General features: G+C 68.3%; 17 protein-coding genes and 1 pseudogene. 9 read left to right on the top strand and 9 right to left on the bottom strand.

The genetic code is table 11. The features are described from left to right. Window positions 1-269: 269 nt before the first annotated feature. The 8 genes from F1734_RS13400 to F1734_RS13435 all read left to right on the top strand — a co-directional run bounded on the left by F1734_RS13400 (window position 270) and on the right by F1734_RS13435 (window position 8,600). A complete protein-coding gene (locus F1734_RS13400) occupies window positions 270-686 on the top strand; it encodes an SHOCT domain-containing protein (RefSeq protein WP_003935451.1) in 417 nt (138 codons plus the stop codon). A 166-nt stretch (window positions 687-852) separates the two neighbouring features. Next, window positions 853-1,185 carry a three-helix bundle dimerization domain-containing protein gene (locus tag F1734_RS13405; RefSeq protein ID WP_003935450.1) on the top strand — a complete coding sequence of 111 codons (333 nt, stop codon included), beginning with the start codon at window positions 853-855 and terminating at the stop codon, window positions 1,183-1,185. A 31-nt stretch (window positions 1,186-1,216) separates the two neighbouring features. Beyond that, complete coding sequence (locus tag F1734_RS13410; protein WP_203010675.1) at window positions 1,217-2,962, top strand: alpha/beta hydrolase; 1,746 nt, start codon at window positions 1,217-1,219, stop codon at window positions 2,960-2,962. Window positions 2,963-3,153: 191 nt separating this feature from the next. After that, window positions 3,154-4,890 carry a SulP family inorganic anion transporter gene (locus tag F1734_RS13415; RefSeq protein WP_099527974.1) on the top strand — a complete coding sequence of 579 codons (1,737 nt, stop codon included), beginning with the start codon at window positions 3,154-3,156 and terminating at the stop codon, window positions 4,888-4,890. A gap of 106 nt (window positions 4,891-4,996) precedes the next feature. After that, window positions 4,997-5,533 (top strand): hypothetical protein, encoded by a 537-nt coding sequence (locus F1734_RS13420; RefSeq protein WP_010595158.1) that lies wholly within the window; start codon window positions 4,997-4,999, stop codon window positions 5,531-5,533. Window positions 5,534-5,638: 105 nt separating this feature from the next. Next, window positions 5,639-6,460, top strand: a complete 822-nt coding sequence (locus F1734_RS13425) for a class II glutamine amidotransferase (RefSeq protein WP_003935446.1) — start codon at window positions 5,639-5,641, stop codon at window positions 6,458-6,460. Between the two features lie 78 nt (window positions 6,461-6,538). After that, entirely contained in the window at window positions 6,539-6,736 is a 198-nt protein-coding gene (locus F1734_RS13430; protein WP_003935445.1) for a DUF4177 domain-containing protein, read from the top strand. A gap of 85 nt (window positions 6,737-6,821) precedes the next feature. After that, window positions 6,822-8,600, top strand: coding sequence for a glycoside hydrolase family 15 protein (locus F1734_RS13435; RefSeq protein WP_203010676.1), 1,779 nt, complete (start codon window positions 6,822-6,824; stop codon window positions 8,598-8,600). Window positions 8,601-8,662: 62 nt separating this feature from the next. Here F1734_RS13435 and F1734_RS13440 read toward each other — a convergent pair whose 3' ends face one another. The 9 genes from F1734_RS13440 to F1734_RS13480 all read right to left on the bottom strand — a co-directional run bounded on the left by F1734_RS13440 (window position 8,663) and on the right by F1734_RS13480 (window position 17,300). Further along, window positions 8,663-9,037 carry a carboxymuconolactone decarboxylase family protein gene (locus F1734_RS13440; RefSeq protein ID WP_029540089.1) on the bottom strand — a complete coding sequence of 125 codons (375 nt, stop codon included), beginning with the start codon at window positions 9,035-9,037 and terminating at the stop codon, window positions 8,663-8,665. Next, window positions 9,034-10,620 carry a long-chain-fatty-acid--CoA ligase gene (locus F1734_RS13445; RefSeq protein ID WP_203010677.1) on the bottom strand — a complete coding sequence of 529 codons (1,587 nt, stop codon included), beginning with the start codon at window positions 10,618-10,620 and terminating at the stop codon, window positions 9,034-9,036. Before F1734_RS13445 ends, F1734_RS13440 begins: the two co-directional genes overlap by 4 nt. Before the next feature lie 35 nt (window positions 10,621-10,655). Next, on the bottom strand, window positions 10,656-11,261 hold the full coding sequence (locus F1734_RS13450; RefSeq protein ID WP_048773580.1) for a 3-oxoacid CoA-transferase subunit B: 606 nt from the start codon (window positions 11,259-11,261) through the stop codon (window positions 10,656-10,658). Between the two features lie 49 nt (window positions 11,262-11,310). Next, window positions 11,311-12,069, bottom strand: coding sequence for a CoA transferase subunit A (locus tag F1734_RS13455; RefSeq protein ID WP_003935440.1), 759 nt, complete (start codon window positions 12,067-12,069; stop codon window positions 11,311-11,313). 71 nt (window positions 12,070-12,140) lie between these two features. After that, a complete protein-coding gene (locus tag F1734_RS13460) occupies window positions 12,141-12,728 on the bottom strand; it encodes an RBBP9/YdeN family alpha/beta hydrolase (protein ID WP_010595154.1) in 588 nt (195 codons plus the stop codon). 42 nt (window positions 12,729-12,770) lie between these two features. Beyond that, entirely contained in the window at window positions 12,771-14,129 is a 1,359-nt protein-coding gene (locus F1734_RS13465) for an MFS transporter (RefSeq protein WP_102030724.1), read from the bottom strand. Between the two features lie 153 nt (window positions 14,130-14,282). Continuing rightward, the gene (locus F1734_RS13470) at window positions 14,283-15,335 is read right to left on the bottom strand and encodes a beta-keto acid cleavage family enzyme (RefSeq protein WP_203010678.1); all 1,053 of its coding nucleotides are present in this window, start codon (window positions 15,333-15,335) and stop codon (window positions 14,283-14,285) included. A 52-nt stretch (window positions 15,336-15,387) separates the two neighbouring features. Further along, a complete protein-coding gene (locus F1734_RS13475) occupies window positions 15,388-16,278 on the bottom strand; it encodes a TauD/TfdA dioxygenase family protein (protein ID WP_203010679.1) in 891 nt (296 codons plus the stop codon). A 47-nt stretch (window positions 16,279-16,325) separates the two neighbouring features. Further along, on the bottom strand, window positions 16,326-17,300 hold the full coding sequence (locus F1734_RS13480; protein ID WP_010595150.1) for a quinone oxidoreductase family protein: 975 nt from the start codon (window positions 17,298-17,300) through the stop codon (window positions 16,326-16,328). A gap of 282 nt (window positions 17,301-17,582) precedes the next feature. On the opposite strand from F1734_RS13480, the pseudogene F1734_RS13485 reads away from it, so the two are divergent. Further along, window positions 17,583-18,663 (top strand): annotated as a pseudogene (locus F1734_RS13485) (AraC family transcriptional regulator). The last annotated feature ends 7 nt before the right edge of the window (window positions 18,664-18,670 follow it).

Below are 18,670 nucleotides of genomic sequence, written 5' to 3' on the forward strand. Positions count from 1 at the left end.
TCGGCTTACCACCGATTTCGGTGGCGATGTACCACCCGCGGTCCTCGAGGCCGCGGTGGTGGTGGGCGTCGGTAATTCGAGCGGGGTTCCGGAGTCGGATCTGCCGGAACCCGGGGGACGGTTCCTCCGTCGGGGTCCGCTGAACTCGGTCGAGTCGCGGACGACGGCGGTACCGTAGCGCGCCGGGATCGCCGTAGCAGGATCCGAGAATTTCATTCCGGCCGGCTTCGGGAAATCACCTTGCCGGTCCGGTCGAGGAGGCTGACCTGATGGATTCCTTCTGGGATTACGTGTGGTACACGGTCGTCGTATTCGCCTTCGTGGCGTATCTGATCGTGCTGTTCCAGATTCTCGTCGACCTGTTCCGCGATCACACCGTATCCGGCTTCGCCAAGGCGGTGTGGGTGGTCGTGCTGGTGCTCTTCCCGTACATCAGCGCACTGGTCTACCTGATCGTCCGAGGCCGGGGGATGGCGCTACGGGCGCAGCAGGCACAGGCGGAAGCCAAGCAGGCCACCGACGAGTACATCCGGAACGTCGCGGCCGGCAAGTCCCCGGCCGAGCAGATCGCCGACGCCAAGGCGCTACTCGACTCGGGTGCGATCACGGCCGCCGAGTTCGAGCACCTCAAAGCTCAGGCGCTGGGACGGGGTACCGCTGGTCGTGACGGCGTCCCCGTCGGCTGAGTCGCGAGCGGGACCGGAAGTCCGGTGCGATCGTCCTTTCATCATGTCGGTGAGGGCAGGTGGCCGGCAGTCGAATTCGTGATCGGGTCCGTTGCGGCAGAAGTAGATTCCAACTCTCGGGGACGGATCCGGCGGAGTCGGCCGGTGCACGCGGAAGGAGTGCGACATGGTCTACAGTGCCCTCGACCCGAGGAGCGATGTCCGTCCCGCGTCGGCGCGGTCGGCTCCGCAGCCGGCCACCAGCGACCTGAGGCGGGTCCGCACCCGGGACGTGCCCCCACCGGGCGGGGACGAAGCCGTGCAGCTCGAGCTGATCGTCACTCGCCTCGCCGTGCGCTTTCCGTCGATGTCGCGCGGCGACATCGAGGTCGTGGTGCGGACCGTCGAGAAGCGGTTCGCCGACGCGAAGGTCCGGGACTTCCTGTCCCTGTTGATCGAGAAGGCAGCCCGCCGCGAGATCGATGAGGGCACAGCGTCGTCTCGGATCGAACTCGCGTAGGCGGACGGCGATGACAGCGCACGGACCCAGGGTGGAGGACGAACCGGCGGCGAGCACGCCCGGGAAGCAGAACAGCGGAGTCCGTGCTGCCGGCACCGAGCCCCAGGACGCGCCGAGTGCGGACGACACGGATCGCGAGACCGGGCGCCGCCGGAGGTTGCTGTTCGTCACCCTTCCGGGGTGCTGGGGCGCACTGCTCTTCGCGTGCCTGTCGTTCACGCCGTCGCTGCTGCCTCGAGGAGGCCTGCTCCAGGGCGTGATCTGCGGCATCACCGCCGCGATCGGCTACGGGCTGGGAGTATTCGCGGCGTACGTGTGGCGCGCCTTCGCCGATCGCGGTCCCCGGCGCCCGCGGCGCGGCTCCTGGTACGTCTTCCTCGCCGCGGCGACGGTGCTGTTCGTCGGCTCCTTCGCCGCCGGACAATACTGGCAGCACCAGATCCGCACGTTGATGGGAGTCACCGAGTACAACGTCGCGCTCGTCGTCCTCTCGCCGTTCGTGGCAGTGCTCGTCTTCGGTCTCCTGCTCGCGATCGGACGTGGCGTGCGGGGCGCGTACCGGTGGCTGACCACTCTGCTCGACAGATGGATCGGGCATCGCGCGGCGAGGGTGCTCGGGTGGATCGCGGTCGCCTGGCTGGTCTACGCGGTCGTCTCGGGTGTGCTGCTCGGTGGCCTCGTCAACGTCGCCAACTCCGCATTCTCTCTGCGCGACACCACGACTCCCGAGGGCGTGCAGCAACCCGAGACGAGCCTGCGATCGGGTGGACCGGGTTCGGTGGTGCCGTGGGACTCGTTGGGGTACCAGGGGCGCACCTTCATCGGCTCGGGCCCCACCACCGAGGAGATCGCACAGTTCGTCGGCCGCCCGGCTGTGGAGCCGATTCGGACGTATGCCGGTCTGGCGTCGGCGGACGACTCCGAGGCTCGGGCAGCGGCGGCGGTCCAGGATCTGGAGCGTGCCGGAGGCTTCGAGCGGGCGAATCTGCTCGTGGTCACGACCACGGGGAGCGGGTGGGTGGACCCGGCGCTGGTGGATTCGTTCGAGTACCTCACCGGGGGCGCCGCGGCGACCGTGACGGTCCAGTATTCGTACCTGCCGTCGTGGATCTCCTATCTGGTGGACCAATCGAAGGCTCGGCAGGCCGGTCGCGATCTGTTCGACGCGGTGTACGACGTGTGGTCGAAGCTGCCCCAGGACGCCCGTCCCCGACTGTTCGTCGCCGGAGAGAGTCTCGGCTCGTTCGGCGGCGAGACCGCCTTCAGCGGCGAATACGATCTGCGTAACCGCACCTCGGGAACCGTGTTCGCCGGGCCCCCCAACTTCAACACGCTGTTCCGGGAATTCAGCGACCGGCGTGAACCCGGCAGTCCGGAGGTCGAACCGGTCTACAAGGACGGGCGCACCGTGCGGTTCACCAACGATCCGCAGGGCGGCATTCCTCCCGCGGATCGTCCGTGGGACGGCAGCCGGGTGCTGTACCTGATGCATCCGTCCGATCCCATCGTGTGGTGGAGCCCGAATCTGATTCTCCGCGAACCGGACTGGATCGGGGAGGCACCCGGCCGGGACGTGCTCGAGGACATGGTCTGGATTCCGTTCGTCACGTTCTGGCAGGTCACCGCCGATCTGCCGTTCTCCACCGGAGTGCCCGGCGGCCACGGCCACAAATACACCGGCGAGTACGTCGACGGCTTGAACACGGTCGTGCAACCGGTGGGGATCACCACCGAGCAACTCGCCACCCTCCGGGACATCATCGACGCGGGGGAGTAGGGCACCGGTCGATGCGGATCGCCGTCCTCCCGCGCACGGCGTTCGGGATCCGGTCGACGCAGCGCGGCACGAGCGGCCGCGTCCCGTCGGATGCCGGCGAGGCCGTGCCACGAAATTCGTTCGCGCGGCAGCAGGTATGCGGACTGCCCGAAGTGCGGTGAGCGCCCTGTGGGCGGTGCCATACTTGCGGAATGTCTCGGAGGCGAGCTCTCGCTCGACTGCCCGGAGTCGAGACGGTACGGGGCTACCGTCGGGACTGGCTGCGCTCGGATCTCGTCGCGGGTCTCGTTCTCACTGCCCTGTTGATCCCCGCCGGCATGGGATACGCCGAGGCGGCGGGACTGCCCGCGTACGCGGGGCTTTACGCGACGATCGTTCCGCTGCTCGCCTACGCGATCGTGGGGCCGTCCAAGATCCTCGTCCTCGGCCCCGATTCGTCGCTGGCGCCGTTGATCGCGGCGGCGGTGGTGCCGCTGGCCGTGACCGACGACCCCGAGAGCGCCCTCGCATTGGCCGGCGTCCTCGCCGTGCTCGTGGGTGCCATCATGATCGCGGGCGGATTCCTGAACCTCGGCTTCGTCACCGAGCTGCTGTCCAAGCCGTTGCGGCTGGGATACCTCAACGCCATCGCGCTCGTCGTCATCGTCGGGCAGTTGCCGAAGCTGCTGGGCTTCTCGGTGGACGCGTCCGGGTTGCTCGGTGAGATCGGCGCGATCGCCCGCGCGGTGGGGGACGGGCAGGTGGATCCGACAGCTGCCTGGGTCGGAGTCGCATCGCTGCTGGTCATCGTGGGTTTCAAGGTGCTGCATTCGAGGGTCCCGGGGGTGCTCGTCGCGGTCGTGGGAGCCGTGATCGTGGCCGCGGTGGCGGATCTGAGCGACGACATCGACATGGTCGGCGCACTGCCCGAGGGCCTGCCGCGTCCCTCGTTCGGCGGGGTCGACTGGGGTGACGTCGCGTCTCTGGTGGGACCGGCCGCGGGCATCGCGCTGATCGCATTCGCCGACTCCGGTGTGCTCTCCCGCACCTTCGCTGCCCGGCGGGGGGAAAGCGTCGACGGGAACACGGAGATGAAGGCGATCGGGGTCGCCAACGTGGCCAGTGGCATGTTCGGGGGGTTTCCCATCTCTGCCAGCGGATCGCGCACGCCTGTGGCAGAGCAGAGCGGGGCGCGTACCCAGCTTGCCGGCGTGGTCGGCGCCGTGGCGGTGCTGTTGTTCGTCCTCCTGGCACCGGGAGTGACCGCGTACCTGCCCCAGGCGACCCTCGGAGCGGTGGTGATCGTCGCGGCGACGGCGCTGGTCGACGTCCGCGGGCTGGTGCAGATGTGGCGTATGAGCCGGACGGAGGCGTTGCTCGCGGCCGCGGCATTCGTCGGCGTCGCACTGGTGGGAGTCCTGCAGGGCATCCTGGTCGCGATCGGACTGTCGTTCCTCGCGGTGGTGGTGCGGGTGTGGCAGCCGTACCGGGCCGAATTGGTGGCCGTGCCCGATCGGGAGGGCTTCCACGACCTCGCCCGTCATCCCGAGGGCCGGCGCATCCCGGGATTGGTCATCGTCCGATTCGACGCACCGCTGTTCTTCGCCAACGGGGAGATGTTCGATCGCTACGTTCGCTCGCTGGTGACCGATTCTCCCCGTCCGGTCGAATGGGTCGTGCTCGCCGCCGAACCCATCATCGGATTGGACACCACCGCGGTCGACGAACTCGTCGACCTCGACCGCTACCTGGAGAGTTGCGGCATCAGGCTGGTGTTCGCGGAGATGAAGGGCCCGATCAAGGATCGGCTGGTGCGGTTCGGTGTGGGCGACCGCTTCGATCCGTCCCGCTTCCATCCCACGCTCGAGGCTGCCGTGGACGCCTTCGAGTCCCGCGATCGGCTGCACGACCCGATCCGACCGGGAGACGACGACGGCGCGGAATCGTGACACCCGGAGCGGTCCGCTCGACCGAACGGCACGTCGCTGTACGACGGTCCCACGATGTGACCTGCGAGCCACGGCTCGATCCGGTTGAGGAGAAAGGTGGGATCCGATGGGAACCGATACGCACGCGCTGCTTCACGGCCCGTTGTTCTCGCGCCGTCGACCGTTGGACCGCGAGAACGCGGCGAGTCGGATCAGCGCCTACGTCTACGGCAATGTCCTCGTCCTTGCGGCGCTGGTGCCGATCGCCACTTCGAGTGAGCGCGTCGGGATTCTCGTCGTCCTCGGCACGGCCCTGTCCACCTTCCTTGCCCATGCCTTCGCCGAAGGCGTGGGTCAGAGTGTCCGAGAAGGAATCACGGTGACTCGAGCGGACAAGATCCGCGAGCTGCGCAACTCCGTACCGATTCTCAGTTCCGCTGTGCTGCCGTGTGCAGTCCTCGGGACCGCGCTGCTGGGATGGCTCGAGCCGAGGACCGCCCAGATCGTGGCCGAAGTCGCGGTGCTGGTCCGCATCGGAGGAATCGTGTGGGTCATCGGCCGGTTGAAGGGCGAACGTCCCACCCGTGCGTCGGTGGTTGCTGCTGCGCTCTTGACCGCGATCGCGACCGTCGTCGTGATCGTGAAGATCGTGCTCACTCACTGACCCTTGTCACGAGGGGGTACCGGACCGCTCGGTTCCGGCGGCAACCTCGGCATTCTCGAGCCGGGGATGGCGCCGGTGTGATGCAATGAGGTGGTGTGCAGATGGATGGCCTACTCGGGCGATCCGATCCTCGTGGAGGACTTGCTGTTCAAGCCCGAGCATTCCCTGATCGACCAGAGCCTGCACTCGCGGCTCGGGGCGACCACCACCAACGGTGACGGATTCGGGATCGGGTGGTACGGCGAGGAGGACGAGCCGGCCGTGTTCAAAGGGGTCGATCCGGCGTGGAACGACCGCAATCTCCGGGAACTCGCCGCCCATGTGCGCACGCCGCTGCTCCTCGCGCACATCCGCGCCTCGACGGGCACACCGGTTCAGCGCAGCAACTGTCATCCGTTCCGTCACGGCCGTTGGCTGTGGATGCACAACGGGGTGCTGAGCGAATTCCGGCGCATCAAACGCGATCTGGTGCTGGCGGTCGATCCGGAACTGTATCCGGACATCGAGGGGTCGACGGATTCGGAGGTACTGTTCTTCCTCGCCCTGACCTTCGGCTTGTCGGACGATCCGATCACCGCGGTCTCCAGGGCCGTCGGGACCGTCGAACATGTCGCTCGCGCCAAGGGCGTCGACGACCCGGTGCAGATGACCGTGGCCACCACCGACGGCGAATCCCTGTGGGTCTTCCGGTACTCGAGCGTGGGCCGCAGCCGCTCGCTGTTCTTTTCCACGGCGGTCGACAAGGTCCGGGCGCTGCATCCGGAGGTGGAGGTGCTGCATCGCCTCGGCCCCGAGACCCGCTTCGTGGTCTCCGAACCACTGCGCGACCTGCCGGGTGCCTGGAACGAGGTGCCCGAGGCGTCCGTCGGAATCGTCCGGCCCGGGGCGGACGAGATCCTCCCGTTCCGGCCGCTCGAGCCGGTCTGACATTCACCTGAAGGAATGTCGCGAGTCGTGCTGGGCACCCGGCCCGGCGGACACATCCGGCAATCAGGAGGAGGCGGCGTGTACACGTACAAGGTGATCGAAGTTCGCGAGAAGATGCTCGGCGGCAAGATGTCGGGTGACAAGCTCGAGCGGCTCCTCAACGAACAGGCCCGACAGGGGTGGCGCTTGAAGGCGATCACGTCGGCGGACATCAAGGGCCGGCTCGGTCCAGGCGGCGTCGAGGGAATGCTCGTGACGTTCGAGCGCGAAGACTGAGACACGCCGGCGGCGCCCGGCGCGTCACCGGAACCGCACGTGTGTGCATCACCGGCGGTACACGACCGACCAGCGGGAGTATGCGATGCGTATCGAAGACTACGGTCTGATCGGAGATCTGCAGAGTGCCGCGCTCGTCGGCCGCGCCGGCAACATCGACTGGTTGTGCCTGCCTCGGTTCGATTCGCCGTCGTGCTTCGCCGCGCTGGTCGGTGACGATCGGCACGGGCACTGGAGTCTGCGCCCGGCAGCCGAGACCACGGGGGTCACGCGGCGGTACCGCCCCGGAACGCTCATCCTGGAGACCGACTTCGAGACCGCGGACGGTGCGGTCCGCGTGATCGACTTCATGCCGCGCCGCGGCGACGGACCTCCGCGGCTCATGCGCATCGTCGAGGGGTTGCGCGGCAGGGTGTCGATGCGGATGCGTCTGTCGCTCCGACCGGACTACGGCACGATCACGCCTTGGGTCGAGCCCGCTGCCGACGGTGTACTCGCCACCGCGGGACCCGACTCGTTCCGGCTGAGTACTCCGGTGCCGCTGGGGATATCGGATGGTGATGCGACGGCGGACTTCACCGTCGCCGAGGGGCGACGCGAGCGCTTCACGCTGTGCTGGCACTACTCCTTCGGTCCCCCGCCGTCGGTCGAGGACGCGGACTCGGCGCTGGCCCGCACGCAGGCGTGGTGGCACGAGTGGAGCAGCCGGCTCGAGTACGCCGGACCGTACCGGGACGAGGTACTCACCTCCCTCATCGTGCTCAAGGCCATGACCTACGAGGTGACCGGCGCGCTGATCGCAGCGCCGACGACGTCCCTGCCCGAGGACATCGGGGGAGTGCGCAACTGGGACTACCGGTTCTGCTGGATCCGTGACTCTGTGCTGGCCCTGGAATCCCTTCTCGCCGGCGGATACACCGAGGAGGCGTTCTCGTTCCGCAGTTTCCTCCAGCGGGTCGGCACGGGAGACCCCGCGAAGATCCAGATCATGTACAGCATCGGCGGTGAGCGGCGCTTGACGGAGTTCGAGCTGCCCGACATGCCGGGATACGAGGGATCCGCCCCGGTACGGGTCGGCAACGCCGCCTCGGAACAGTTCCAGCTCGACGTCTACGGCGAACTGATCGGCGTCGCCTTCCTCAGCACCGAGGCCGTGGGGCGGGTCGAACCGCACCTGTGGCCGCGCTGGCGCACTCTGATCGAATACGTCGAGTCGATCTGGGGTGAACCCGACGACGGAATCTGGGAGACCCGCGGGCCGCGGCGGCACTTCACCCAGTCGAAGGTGATGGCATGGGTGGTGTTCGACCGGGCGGTCCGCCTGGTCGAACGTTACGACCTGGACGGTCCGGTCGAACGGTGGAGGCGGCTACGGGACGAGATCCACGACGAGGTGTGCGAGCGCGGCTACGATGCGCAGCGCAACACCTTCACCCAGTACTACGGATCGGAGGAACTCGACGCCAGCGTGCTGACGATTCCGCTCGTCGGCTTCCTGCCGGGCACCGACGAGCGGGTGACTGGCACGATCGACGCGGTCACCCGCGAACTCGGGCGCGACGGGTTCGTCTCGAGGTACTCGACCTCCCGGACGGACGACGGTCTGCCCGGCGACGAAGGCCAGTTCCTGGCGTGCTCGTTCTGGCTGGTCGCTGCGCTCGCCCGCAACGGCCGTGTCGAGCAGGCTCGGACGTTGTTCGAGCGGCTCGCCGCCTTGAGCAACGATCTCGGGTTGCTGGCGGAGGAGTACGACGTCGGACGTCGTCGCCAGGTCGGCAACTTCCCGCAGGCGTTCAGCCACCTGACCCTGATCGGTGCGGCCTACGCGATCGCCGCGGCAGAGGGCGCAGCCGACGAGAGGTGACCGGTACGCGGCACGAGATGTCAGGACTGCCGGCCTCGGTGCCTCGGCACGGCCGGTGGAGGTCAGGACGAGTCTCGCGCGGACAGTTCCTCCAGCAGGATCGGCACGCCGAGGTTGAGCGAGTGGATGCCGACGGTCGTGGCGAGTTTGAGGACTTCGAGAATTTCGTGTGCGGTGACGCCCAGATCGAGTGCGGCCCGGATGTGCCGCTGCAGTCCGGGGCCGTACATGTGGGTGCAGGAGGCATCGACCGCAATGCACAGCAACTGGACGACCTGCGGCGGGAGCACACCGCTTTCGTAGGGTTGCATCGTCGCAGTCAGGTAGTGCTCGGTCCATCCGGGATCGAGTTCGTCGAGTCCGTCCCACATCGGATTCCAACTGCCCTCGCGCTTGAGGCGGTCGACGATGGACGAAGCTGCTTCGTGGGTTGTCATCGGCCACTGCCCTGACCTGCGACGGCTGGAACCAGTTCGCGTTTGAGGATCTTTCCGGTGGCGGTCATGGGCAATACGGTGGCGAACTCGATGTGACGGGGATACTTGTAGCCGGCCATCTGCTCCCTGCACCAGGCGATCAGCTCGGGTTCGGTGATCGGTGCGCCCGGTTCGCGGATGACGAACGCCTTGACTTCCTCGCCGTGACGATCGTCGGGGACGCCGACGACGGCGGCGAGGGAGACGGCCGGGTGGGTCATGAGGACCTCTTCGATCTCGCGGGGGTAGACGTTGAAACCGCCGCGGACGATGAGGTCCTTGGCGCGGTCGACGATGTAGTAGAACCCGTCCTCGTCACGCCGGGCCAGGTCGCCGGTGCGCAGCCAGCCGTCGCGCATCACCTCGGCGGTCGCCTCGGGTCGTCCGAGGTAGCCCGTCATGATGTTGTGGCCGCGCAGGACGAGTTCTCCGACGCCGTCGTGGACGGGATTCCAGTGTTCGTCGACGAGAGCGGCCTCGATGCCCCACACCGGTACGCCGATCGAACCGGGACGCGGGGCGCGTTCGGGGTCGCTGAACATCGCCAGCGGCGAGGTTTCGGACAGTCCGTAGCCTTCGAGGATCTGGACATCGAACCTGTCCTTGAACTGCGTGAGGATCTCCACCGGCAGCGCCGCGCCGCCGGAGATCGCCCGACGCATGGTCCGCGCGATCTTTTCGACGTCGACGCCGGCCGCCTTCGCGGCGTCGAGCGCACCGAGCAGCGCCCAGTACATTGTCGGCACCCCGGCGAACACGGTGATGTCGTGCTCGTCCATCAGGTGCAGCGCCGCGGGGGCGTCGAAGCGGGGCATGAGCACGCAGGTGGCACCGACCGACAGTGCGGCGTTCATCGTCACGGTCTGGCCGAAGGAGTGGAACAGCGGCAGGGTGAGCAGATAGGTGTCCGGACGCTGCGGGGTGCTGTCGAACAGGCGGTTCGCGGTCAGGGCGTTGAGCACCATGTTGGCGTGGGTCAGTTCGGCGCCCTTGGGCCGGCCGGTGGTGCCGCTGGTGTAGAGGATCACGGCGGTGTCGACGGGTTCGCGCACGGCGGTGGCGAACGTGTCCGGCTGCTCGGCGGTGGCGTGGGCCAGGGTGGCGACGCCGTCGAGCGGGGACGGGGCCTGCGGATCGCGGGTGATCAGCAGCATGGTGCGGCAACGGTCGGCCCGGTCGAAACCGGCCCTGCCGTATTCGCCGACGGGAAGTTCCGCGGTCCCTTCGAAGCAGAGGTAGAGGGCGGCACCGGAATCGTCGAGGTGATAGGCGATCTCGCGAGGCTTGAGCTGAACGTTCAGGGGCACGACCACCGCGCCGGCCTTGAGGATGCCGTAGTAGACGGCGGGAAACTGGGGGACGTTCGGGCACGAGAGCGCGACCTTGTCGCCCGGCGCGACGCCCTCGGCGACGAGCAGGTTGGCGATCCGGTTGGCCTGCGCGTCGAGTTGCGCGTAGGTGAGTCGTTCGCCGCCGAGGACCAGCGCGGTCCGGTCGGGGTAGCGGCGCGCGGAGTCCTCCAGCAACACGGAGAGATTGAGCATACGAATCGATGTCCTGTCGGAAGGGGACGAGGGGATCAGACGAGGGGAGCGCCGGTGGCGGCGCGGACCTGCTCGTCGGTGACGCCGGGCGCGGTCTCGACCAGGACCAGTCCGTGGTCGGTGACGTCGACGACCGCGAGATCGGTGACGATGCGCTGCACCACGGCTCGGCCGGTGAGGGGCAGCGTGCACTTCTCGACGATCTTCGGATTGCCGTGCTTGTCGGTGTGTTCCATGAGCACGATGACCTTGGCGGCGCCGTGGACCAGGTCCATCGCCCCGCCCATGCCCTTGACCATCGCGCCGGGCACCATCCAGTTCGCGAGGTCACCGGTGGCCGAGACCTGCATCCCGCCGAGCACCGCGGTGTCGATGTGACCGCCGCGGATCATCGAAAAGCTCGTCGCCGAATCGAAGAACGACGCGCCGGGCTCGACCGTGACGGTCTCCTTGCCCGCGTTGATCAGATCCGCGTCCACCTGCTCCTCGGTGGGGTAGGGGCCGGTGCCCAGGATTCCGTTCTCACTGTGCAGGGTGACCTTCACCCCGGCGGGCAGATGGTTCGGGATCAGTGTCGGCAGTCCGATACCGAGGTTGACATATTGGCCGGGCGAGAGTTCGGCCGCGGCACGGGCGGCCATCTCGGTCCGCGACCATCCGAGGATCTTGGGTTCTGCTACTACGGTCACGTCAGGCTCCTTTTCCCGTCGAGACGGTGCGCTTTTCGATCTGCTTGTCCTGGGCGCCGGTGTGCACGATGCGATCGACGAAGACGCCCGGCAGGTGTACCTGGCCCGGGTCGATCTCGCCCGGTGCGACCAGCTGTTCGACCTGGGCGATGCAGATGCGTCCGGCCGTCGCGGCGAGCGGGTTGAAGTTCATTGCGGCCTTGTTGAACACCAGGTTGCCCTCGGTGTCGCCGCGCAGGGCGTGTACCAGTGCATAGTCGGCGGTGATGGACTCTTCGAGCACGTACTGCTTGCGGCCGAACTCGCGGATCTCCTTCGGTGGGGACGCGACTGCCACCGAGCCGTCGGGGTGGTAGCGCCACGGCAGGCCACCATCGGAGACGGGGGTGCCGACACCGGCCGGGGTGAAGAAGGCTGGGATGCCGGCGCCGCCGGCGCGCAGCTTCTCGGCCAGGGTGCCTTGCGGCGTCAGTTCCACTTCGAGTTCACCGGAGAGGTACTGCCGGGCGAACTCCTTGTTCTCGCCGACGTAGGAGGCCGTCACTCGTCGGATCCGTCGTCGTTCGAGGAGGATTCCCAGTCCGCGGCCGTCGACGCCGCAGTTGTTGGAGAACACCTCGAGGTCGGTCGCGTCCCCGGCGGCGATCGCGGCGATCAGCTGGTCCGGGATGCCGGACAGGCCGAACCCGCCGACGGCGAGGGAGGCTCCGGAGGGAACGTCGGCGACCGCCTCGGCGGCCGTTTCATAGATCTTGGTCATTTCGTGGTTTTCCGGACGTGAGCGAGGCGCTCGGAGTGTGGACGGGGACGGAGTCGCGGTGCCGGTGGGGTTCAGCTGTGTACCGGGAGGGCGGTGCTGTCGAGCAGTTGCCGGAGCAGGTTCTCGGCGTCGGGCCAGTAGCCGTATCCGGCGGCGGGATTGAGGTGCCCGACGTCGCCGAGGTCCACCAGGCGGCTGCCCCACGTTTCGGCCATGCCGGCGATGCGCCGGTAGCCACCGAGCGGATCGGTGCGGCTGGCGGCGACGATGCTCGGAAACGGCAGCCTGCGGCGGGGGATGGGGTTCCATCCGCCCCGGTCGAGGTCGTCGGTGGTCGGGTAGCCCTCGGGCAGGGGTAGTTCCAGGTCTGCCGGCGTGGCCAGCAGCGCGCCCTGGATCGGACGCGTCGGGTTCTGCGCCCAGTGCACGGTGATCATCACGCCGGCGCTGTGGGCGACGAGCACCACGGGTCCGTCGATCTCACGCAGGACGTCGTCGAGTGCGGCGACGCGGGCAGCGCGGCTGAGCTTGTCGCGCTCGAGCGGAGGAACGGTCCGGACGTCGGAAAGACGTTCGGCGAGCAGGGTCTGCCAGTGATCGGCGACGTGGTCGCGCAGGCCGGGGACGATGACCACGGTCGGGGAGTGGGAGGGGTTCACGGGTGACTCCGGGAGATGGGGTGGGAACGGGACGACAGTCGTTCAGGCAGCCGTGCCGGGGCCGGTGCCGAGGGTGGTGAACTTGCGCAGGCCCAGCGGGTAGAGGCGTTTGCCTGCTACCAGTGCGCCGATGGCGAGGACGTAGACCAGCGGGGACAGCTGCAGCGCTTCCCGCAGGCCGAGTCGGTCGGCGAGGATGCCCACGACGAAGGGCCCGAGGGCGAGGCCGAGCAGATTGTTGGCCACGGTCAGCGTCCCCATGGCGGACGCGCGGACGGACGAGTGCGTGAGGTTGGCGACCATGGCCGCGGTGGGTCCGGAGGATCCGGCGGAGAAGAACGCACCGATGCCGAGCAGCACCAGTTGCGCGGTGCCCGTGTCGAGACGGAACGCGAGGGCCAGGCACGCCAGGGAGATGGCGCAGAAGGCGATCGCGGTGGTCCACTTGCGGGTGATGTCGTGCCGTCCGACGCGGTCGGTGACGATCCCGCACACCACCATGCCGCTGCCGACGAGCAGGACGACGATCGAGGCGGCGACGCCGGCCTTGTCCGGGGCGAGGCCGTAGTAGCGGTTGAAGAAGCTCGGCGTCCACGACAGCAGGACCGCGGCGGTGAACATCTGGAGGCCGCCGCCGGCGTAGGCGCACAGCACGGCGGGGTTGGTGAACAGGCTCGACACCGGCGCGCGGAATCCGTCCGGCGGTGTGGTCGCGGCACCGGCGGGTCGCTCGTCGCCGGCAGCGGGCCGGTCGTCGGCGGCGTGCGCGGCGAGCCTGCGCTCGGTGACCAGGGCGCGGAACAGTGCCACCAGGATGAGCCCGAAGACCGCCATCGCCGCGAACGACCACCGCCAGCTCAGATGAACGGCGATGACGCCGCCGAGGGCGACACCGAGGACCGAGCCGAACGAGCCGCCGGCCATGAACGCCCCACTGAGGGAGGCGTGGACCCGGGGAGCGAACACGCTCAGTACCACCGCGATTCCGACACTGCCGTAGGCGGCCTCGCCGACGCCGACGAGGAATCGCGCGCCGAGCATCTGCTCGAAGTTGGTGGCCACCGCACACATGAGAGTGGCCACCGACCACAGCACCGCCATGAGCACCAGGCTCTTGACCCGGCCCCACCGATCGGCCAGCAGCGACAGCGGGAGGGTGAGCAGTCCGACCATGAGCGCCACGATGCTCGTCAACGATGCGAGCTGGGAATCGGTCAGGGCCCATTCGGCTTTGAGGAACGGGAAGACGGCACTGAGAACCTGCCGGGACATGTAGTCCGACAACAACAGTCCGAAGGTGAGAGCGAACACGAGCCACGGGTACTTCCGCGATCGGGTCCTCGGACCGGCGGGGGTGCTGGTGGCGGTGTGGTTCTCCAGGGAGGAGGTGGACGATCCCATGGGTGCTCCTGCAAGGCTGGGGCGGCGGGCGGGGATGCGCATCGGGGAGCGCCCACCGCGAGAGGGGCGAGGACAGGGAGGGCTCGACGGACTCGGTCACCGGCCGGGTCCCGGGGCACGCGGTGCGGGTCGCGTGCCCCGGGGGTCGGTGGGTCAGCCGTGGTGGGTGAAGCCGACCTGTCCGGGCCGGCGATTGGGGGCATAGCCGAGCTTGGCGAGGGTTTCGTCGGCGTCGCGGTAGGTCTCGCCGATCCGGTAGATCTCGCGGGCCTCCTTGCCGGTGGCGACCTCGCGGCCCAGTTCCCCGGCGATGCGGACCAGCTGCCGGATCTGCTGCACCGACGTCATCTTCTCGCCCTTGCGGCCCCAGATGGTGTCCTCGTTGCCGCAGCGGGTGTGCAGGCCCATCGCGATGGCCATCGCGTTGACCGGGAGCACGGACCGCATGAGCGTCTCGAGGGTCAGGCAGGCGCCGTCCGGAACCCGCTGGACGAAATTCATGATGTTGTACGGATTGGGGCCGTCGAAGCCGCCGCCGATACCGACCCACGTCAGGTTCAACGGTCCGGTGTAGACCCCGCGCCGGATCAGTCGCTCGACGGTCTCGAGCTGCGGGATGGACGAGAGCTGGAAGTGCGGCTGAATACCCTTGGCCTGCAGTCGCTTCAGATGCTCCGCAACCCACTCCGGACCGGCGGGCACGGTCATCTCCCGGTACGTCGCCGCGAGTTCCGGACGCTCCATCGAGGTGCCGGCGATGTCGTCGGCCGTCATCAGCTCCATGATGTTCATCTGGCTGGTGTTGATGGCGATGGTCACCTGGTCCGGCGCCGGGTCGAGCTCGGCGAGCATGTGCCGGGTGTCGTCCGAGAGCCACTTCGCCTCGGCGCCTTCGCCTTCGGGGGCGAAGGAGATGGATCCACCGACCTGCAGGATCATGTCCGGCACCGCTTCGCGCAGGCCGGCGAGCAGCTCGTTGAACTTCGACAGTCGCTTGCTGCCCTTGCCGTCGAGTTCACGGACGTGGATGTGCAGCACGGTCGCGCCCGCCTCGTAGCAGTCCACCGCCTGCTGGACGTGCTCCTCCATGGTCAGGGGAAGATCCTCGCGGAAGTCGTCGAGCTCCCATTCCGGGCCGTAGGGCGCGGCGGTGATGACCAGCTTCTCCTGGTTCTCGGGGAACAGGGCGTCGTCGTGGAAGTGCATTGTCGGGTCTCCGTTTCGGAATGTGGACGGTGAAGAGAGGGAAGGGAAGAACTCAGAACGGCCGGTCGCCGACGATCCCGGCGCGTTCCATCTTGCGAACGGCGGGCCAGTAGTCCTGCACCGCGTAGTGCTGCGTGGAGCGGTTGTCCCAGATGGCGACGCTGTTCTCCGTCCAGCGCCAGCGCACCTGGTACTCGGGAATCGACGCCTGGCTCGTCAGGAACTGCAGCAGGTTGCCGGCACCCGGGGCGTAGTCGATGCCGAATCGGACGTTCTCGGCGGTGTGGTAGTTGACCAGGTGGGTGGTGAAGGAGTTGACGAACAGGATCTTCTCGCCGGTCTCGGGGTGGGTACGCACCACCGGATGTTCCGCATCCGGGTAGCGGGCGTGCAGCGCATGCCGCTGTTCGAGCGGCAACCGGGCGCCGAAGCTCGCCTCGATGCTGTGCCGGGCCCGCAGGCCGGCGATCTGCTCCTTGACCGAGCCGGGCAGCCGCCGGTAGGCCTCGGCCATGTTCACCCAGATGGTGTCCCCGCCCACCGGCGGGGTCTGCACACAGCGCAGCACGCATCCCAGCGGCGGGTTGTCGCGCCACGTGGCGTCGCAGTGGTAGGCGTTCTCGTAGTGCTCGGGCGGGCTGTCGAGGTCCTTGTAGATCCGCACCAGCCCGGGATGGTCGGGGTCGCTGCCGACCACCGGGTGATCCTCGAGCGGGCCGAACCGCTCGGCCAGGGCGACGTGCTCGGCACGGGTGATGTCCTGATCGCGGAAGAACAGCACCTTGTGCTCGAGCAACAGGGCTCGCAGCTCGGCGAACAGCGTGTCGTCGCGCGAGACCTCACCGAGGTCCACGTCGAACAGTTCGGCGCCGATCGTGCAGGTCAGTGGTTCGACCCGGAAGGCCGGGGAGACCGGACTCGGCGGTCGGGTGGCGGTGGTCATGGATGTCCTTCGGAAGTGGGCGGACTCCGGGTACGGCCCGGACCGGGTCAGAGGGCGAAGACCGACGAGCCGATGCTGCGGCCGGCCTCGAGATCGCGATGCGCCTGCACCGCGTCCTCGAGTGCGTACCGCTGGTTGATCTCGATCGCGATCTCGCCGGTCGCGACGTGCGAGAACAGCTCCGCGGCGAGGGCGGCCCGCTCGGCCGGGTCGGCGATGTAGTCCGCCAGCGCCGGACGGGTGACGTACACCGAACCCTTGATCGCCAGCTGCATGGCATCGATCGGCGGAATCGGCCCCGAGGCGGTGCCGAAGCACACCAGCAGGCCGCGGCGGGCCAGCGAATTCAGTGAGGTCTCGAAAGTGGTGGCGCCGACGCTGTCGAACACCACCGGAACGCCCTTGCCGTCGGTCAGTTCCCGCACCCGCTGCGCCACGTCCTCCTCGGTGTAGATGACGACCTCGTCGCAGCCGTGTGCCCGGGCGACCTGCGCCTTGCGCTCGCTCGAGACCGTGCCGATCACCCGGATGCCCAGCAGCTTCGCCCACTGACAGAAGATCAGGCCCACGCCGCCGGCGGCGGCGTGCAGCAGCACCGTGTCCCCGGCCGCCAGCGGCCAGATGCGCCGCAGCAGGTAGGCGGTGGTCAGACCGCGCATCGTCATCGCCGCGGCCGTGTCGAAGCCGATGGCGTCGGGCAGCGCGATCAGGTGCTCGGCGGGCATCACCCGTTCGGTGCTGTAGGCCCCGAGCGGGCTGCCGGTGTAGGTCACCCGGTCGCCTTCCCGGACCGACGTCACGCCTGGGCCCACCGCCTCGACCACCCCGGCAGCCTCGACGCCCATACCGGCGGGCAGCGGTGCCGGGTACAGGCCGGTGCGGAAGTAGGTGTCGGCGAAGTTCAGGCCCACCGCCTCGTGCCGGATGCGGACCTCGCCGGGGCCCGGTTCGCCGACCTCGACGGCCTCCCACTGCAGAACCTCCGGACCACCGGTCTCGTAGAAGCGGACAGCCTTTGCCATGTTTCCTCCTGAACGCGCACTCGCAGGCCGGGGGCCGGCGGAGGGCAGATGTGTATGAACTCGGTGGGACGGGAGCGCCGGTGGCGGCGATCCCGGCTCTCGGCCGTGGGTGCGGCCGAGGACCCCGGGGCGATGGAAGCGGAGCTGCTGGGGCGTCTGGACTCTCGATCCGCTCCGTCACACTTCGCCGTACCTTGTGATGCAACTAACAGTAGGGGGTCCCGAGGCGATATGCTTATCCCCTGGGGACGGATTGCCATTCATTTCGGGACAGGACCGGTAGTGAAACCACTGGCGCGCTACGCCGCACTGAACAGCTATGTCGAACTGGCACATTCGTCGAAGATCGATCCGGCGACGCTGCTCCGCGCGTCCGGTCTCGACCTGGCCGGCCTGAGCCTGCAGGACCGGTGGGTACCGGCCGAGGCGATCGCGGACCTGCTCGAACGTTCCGCCGCGGCAGCCGATCGCGACGACTTCGGCCTCGTGCTGGCCGAGCGACGACGGTTCTCCAACCTGGGCCCGCTGAGCCTGGTGGTCCGCGAGGAGCCGGACGTCCGCAGCGCGCTGCGAATCCTCGTGCGCTACGAGCACATGTACAACGAGGCCCTGCACACCCGCCTGACCGAACAGGACGGTATCGCCACCATCCGCATCACCCTCGACGTCGGCCGGACCGGGGGAGTTCCACCAATCCGTCGAACTCGCGGTAGCAGTGATGCATCGTCTGCTGCAGGGCTTCCTCGGTCCGCAATGGCGTCCGCTGTCCGTCTCGTTCGCGCATCCCGCACCCCGGCACCGCGACACTCACCACCGCGTCTTCGGCACCGCCGTCGACTTCGATCAGGACTTCGACGGAATCGTCCTCTACACCGCGGATCTGGACGCGCCCAATGCCATGGCGGATCCGCTGCTGCGGTCGTACGCGCAGCAGTTCCTCGACTCGGTCGGAAGTCCACGCGAGACCACCACGGTGGACCGGGTGCGGGAGCTGATCGAGTTGCTCCTTCCCACCGGCCGGTGCTCGGTCGACCAGGTGGCCCGCAGTCTCGGCATCGACCGCCGCACCGTGCACCGCCGGCTCGCGGACGAGAGGGAGACGTTCTCGTCCGTCCTCGACGCCACCCGCGCGGACCTGGCGACGCGCATGGTCGGCAGCGGACGACACTCGCTCACCGAGGTTTCCGACCTGCTGTCGTTCTCCGCGCCCAGCAACTTCTCCCGCTGGTTCAGGAACCGGTTCGGGTGCAGCCCGAGCCGATGGCGCGCGGAGGAAGAGGGACGTTCCGAGCCGGCGAGTGCGATGTCGATTCGGCGGCCCGCCGATCGTGTAGAGGGTGGATCACCGGCGCCGGTCCGGTGATCGTGAG

Origin of the sequence: Rhodococcus ruber (assembly GCF_016804345.1) — a bacterium.
Lineage (GTDB): Bacteria > Actinomycetota > Actinomycetes > Mycobacteriales > Mycobacteriaceae > Rhodococcus > Rhodococcus ruber.

Excerpts from the sequence above, each read along its gene's own strand:
- F1734_RS13470 (WP_203010678.1), bottom strand. The coding sequence starts at position 15,335 with ATGCACTTCCACGACGACGCCCTGTTCCCCGAGAACCAGGAGAAGCTG.
- F1734_RS13405 (WP_003935450.1), top strand. The coding sequence starts at position 853 with ATGGTCTACAGTGCCCTCGACCCGAGGAGCGATGTCCGTCCCGCGTCG.
- F1734_RS13445 (WP_203010677.1), bottom strand. The coding sequence starts at position 10,620 with ATGCTCAATCTCTCCGTGTTGCTGGAGGACTCCGCGCGCCGCTACCCC.
- F1734_RS13480 (WP_010595150.1), bottom strand. The coding sequence starts at position 17,300 with ATGGCAAAGGCTGTCCGCTTCTACGAGACCGGTGGTCCGGAGGTTCTG.
- F1734_RS13425 (WP_003935446.1), top strand. The coding sequence starts at position 5,639 with ATGGCCTACTCGGGCGATCCGATCCTCGTGGAGGACTTGCTGTTCAAG.
- F1734_RS13440 (WP_029540089.1), bottom strand. The coding sequence starts at position 9,037 with ATGACAACCCACGAAGCAGCTTCGTCCATCGTCGACCGCCTCAAGCGC.
- F1734_RS13450 (WP_048773580.1), bottom strand. The coding sequence starts at position 11,261 with ATGGCCGCCCGTGCCGCGGCCGAACTCTCGCCCGGCCAATATGTCAAC.
- F1734_RS13400 (WP_003935451.1), top strand. The coding sequence starts at position 270 with ATGGATTCCTTCTGGGATTACGTGTGGTACACGGTCGTCGTATTCGCC.
- F1734_RS13475 (WP_203010679.1), bottom strand. The coding sequence starts at position 16,278 with ATGACCACCGCCACCCGACCGCCGAGTCCGGTCTCCCCGGCCTTCCGG.
- F1734_RS13415 (WP_099527974.1), top strand. The coding sequence starts at position 3,154 with ATGTCTCGGAGGCGAGCTCTCGCTCGACTGCCCGGAGTCGAGACGGTA.
- F1734_RS13465 (WP_102030724.1), bottom strand. The coding sequence starts at position 14,129 with ATGGGATCGTCCACCTCCTCCCTGGAGAACCACACCGCCACCAGCACC.
- F1734_RS13435 (WP_203010676.1), top strand. The coding sequence starts at position 6,822 with ATGCGTATCGAAGACTACGGTCTGATCGGAGATCTGCAGAGTGCCGCG.
- F1734_RS13455 (WP_003935440.1), bottom strand. The coding sequence starts at position 12,069 with ATGACCAAGATCTATGAAACGGCCGCCGAGGCGGTCGCCGACGTTCCC.
- F1734_RS13420 (WP_010595158.1), top strand. The coding sequence starts at position 4,997 with ATGGGAACCGATACGCACGCGCTGCTTCACGGCCCGTTGTTCTCGCGC.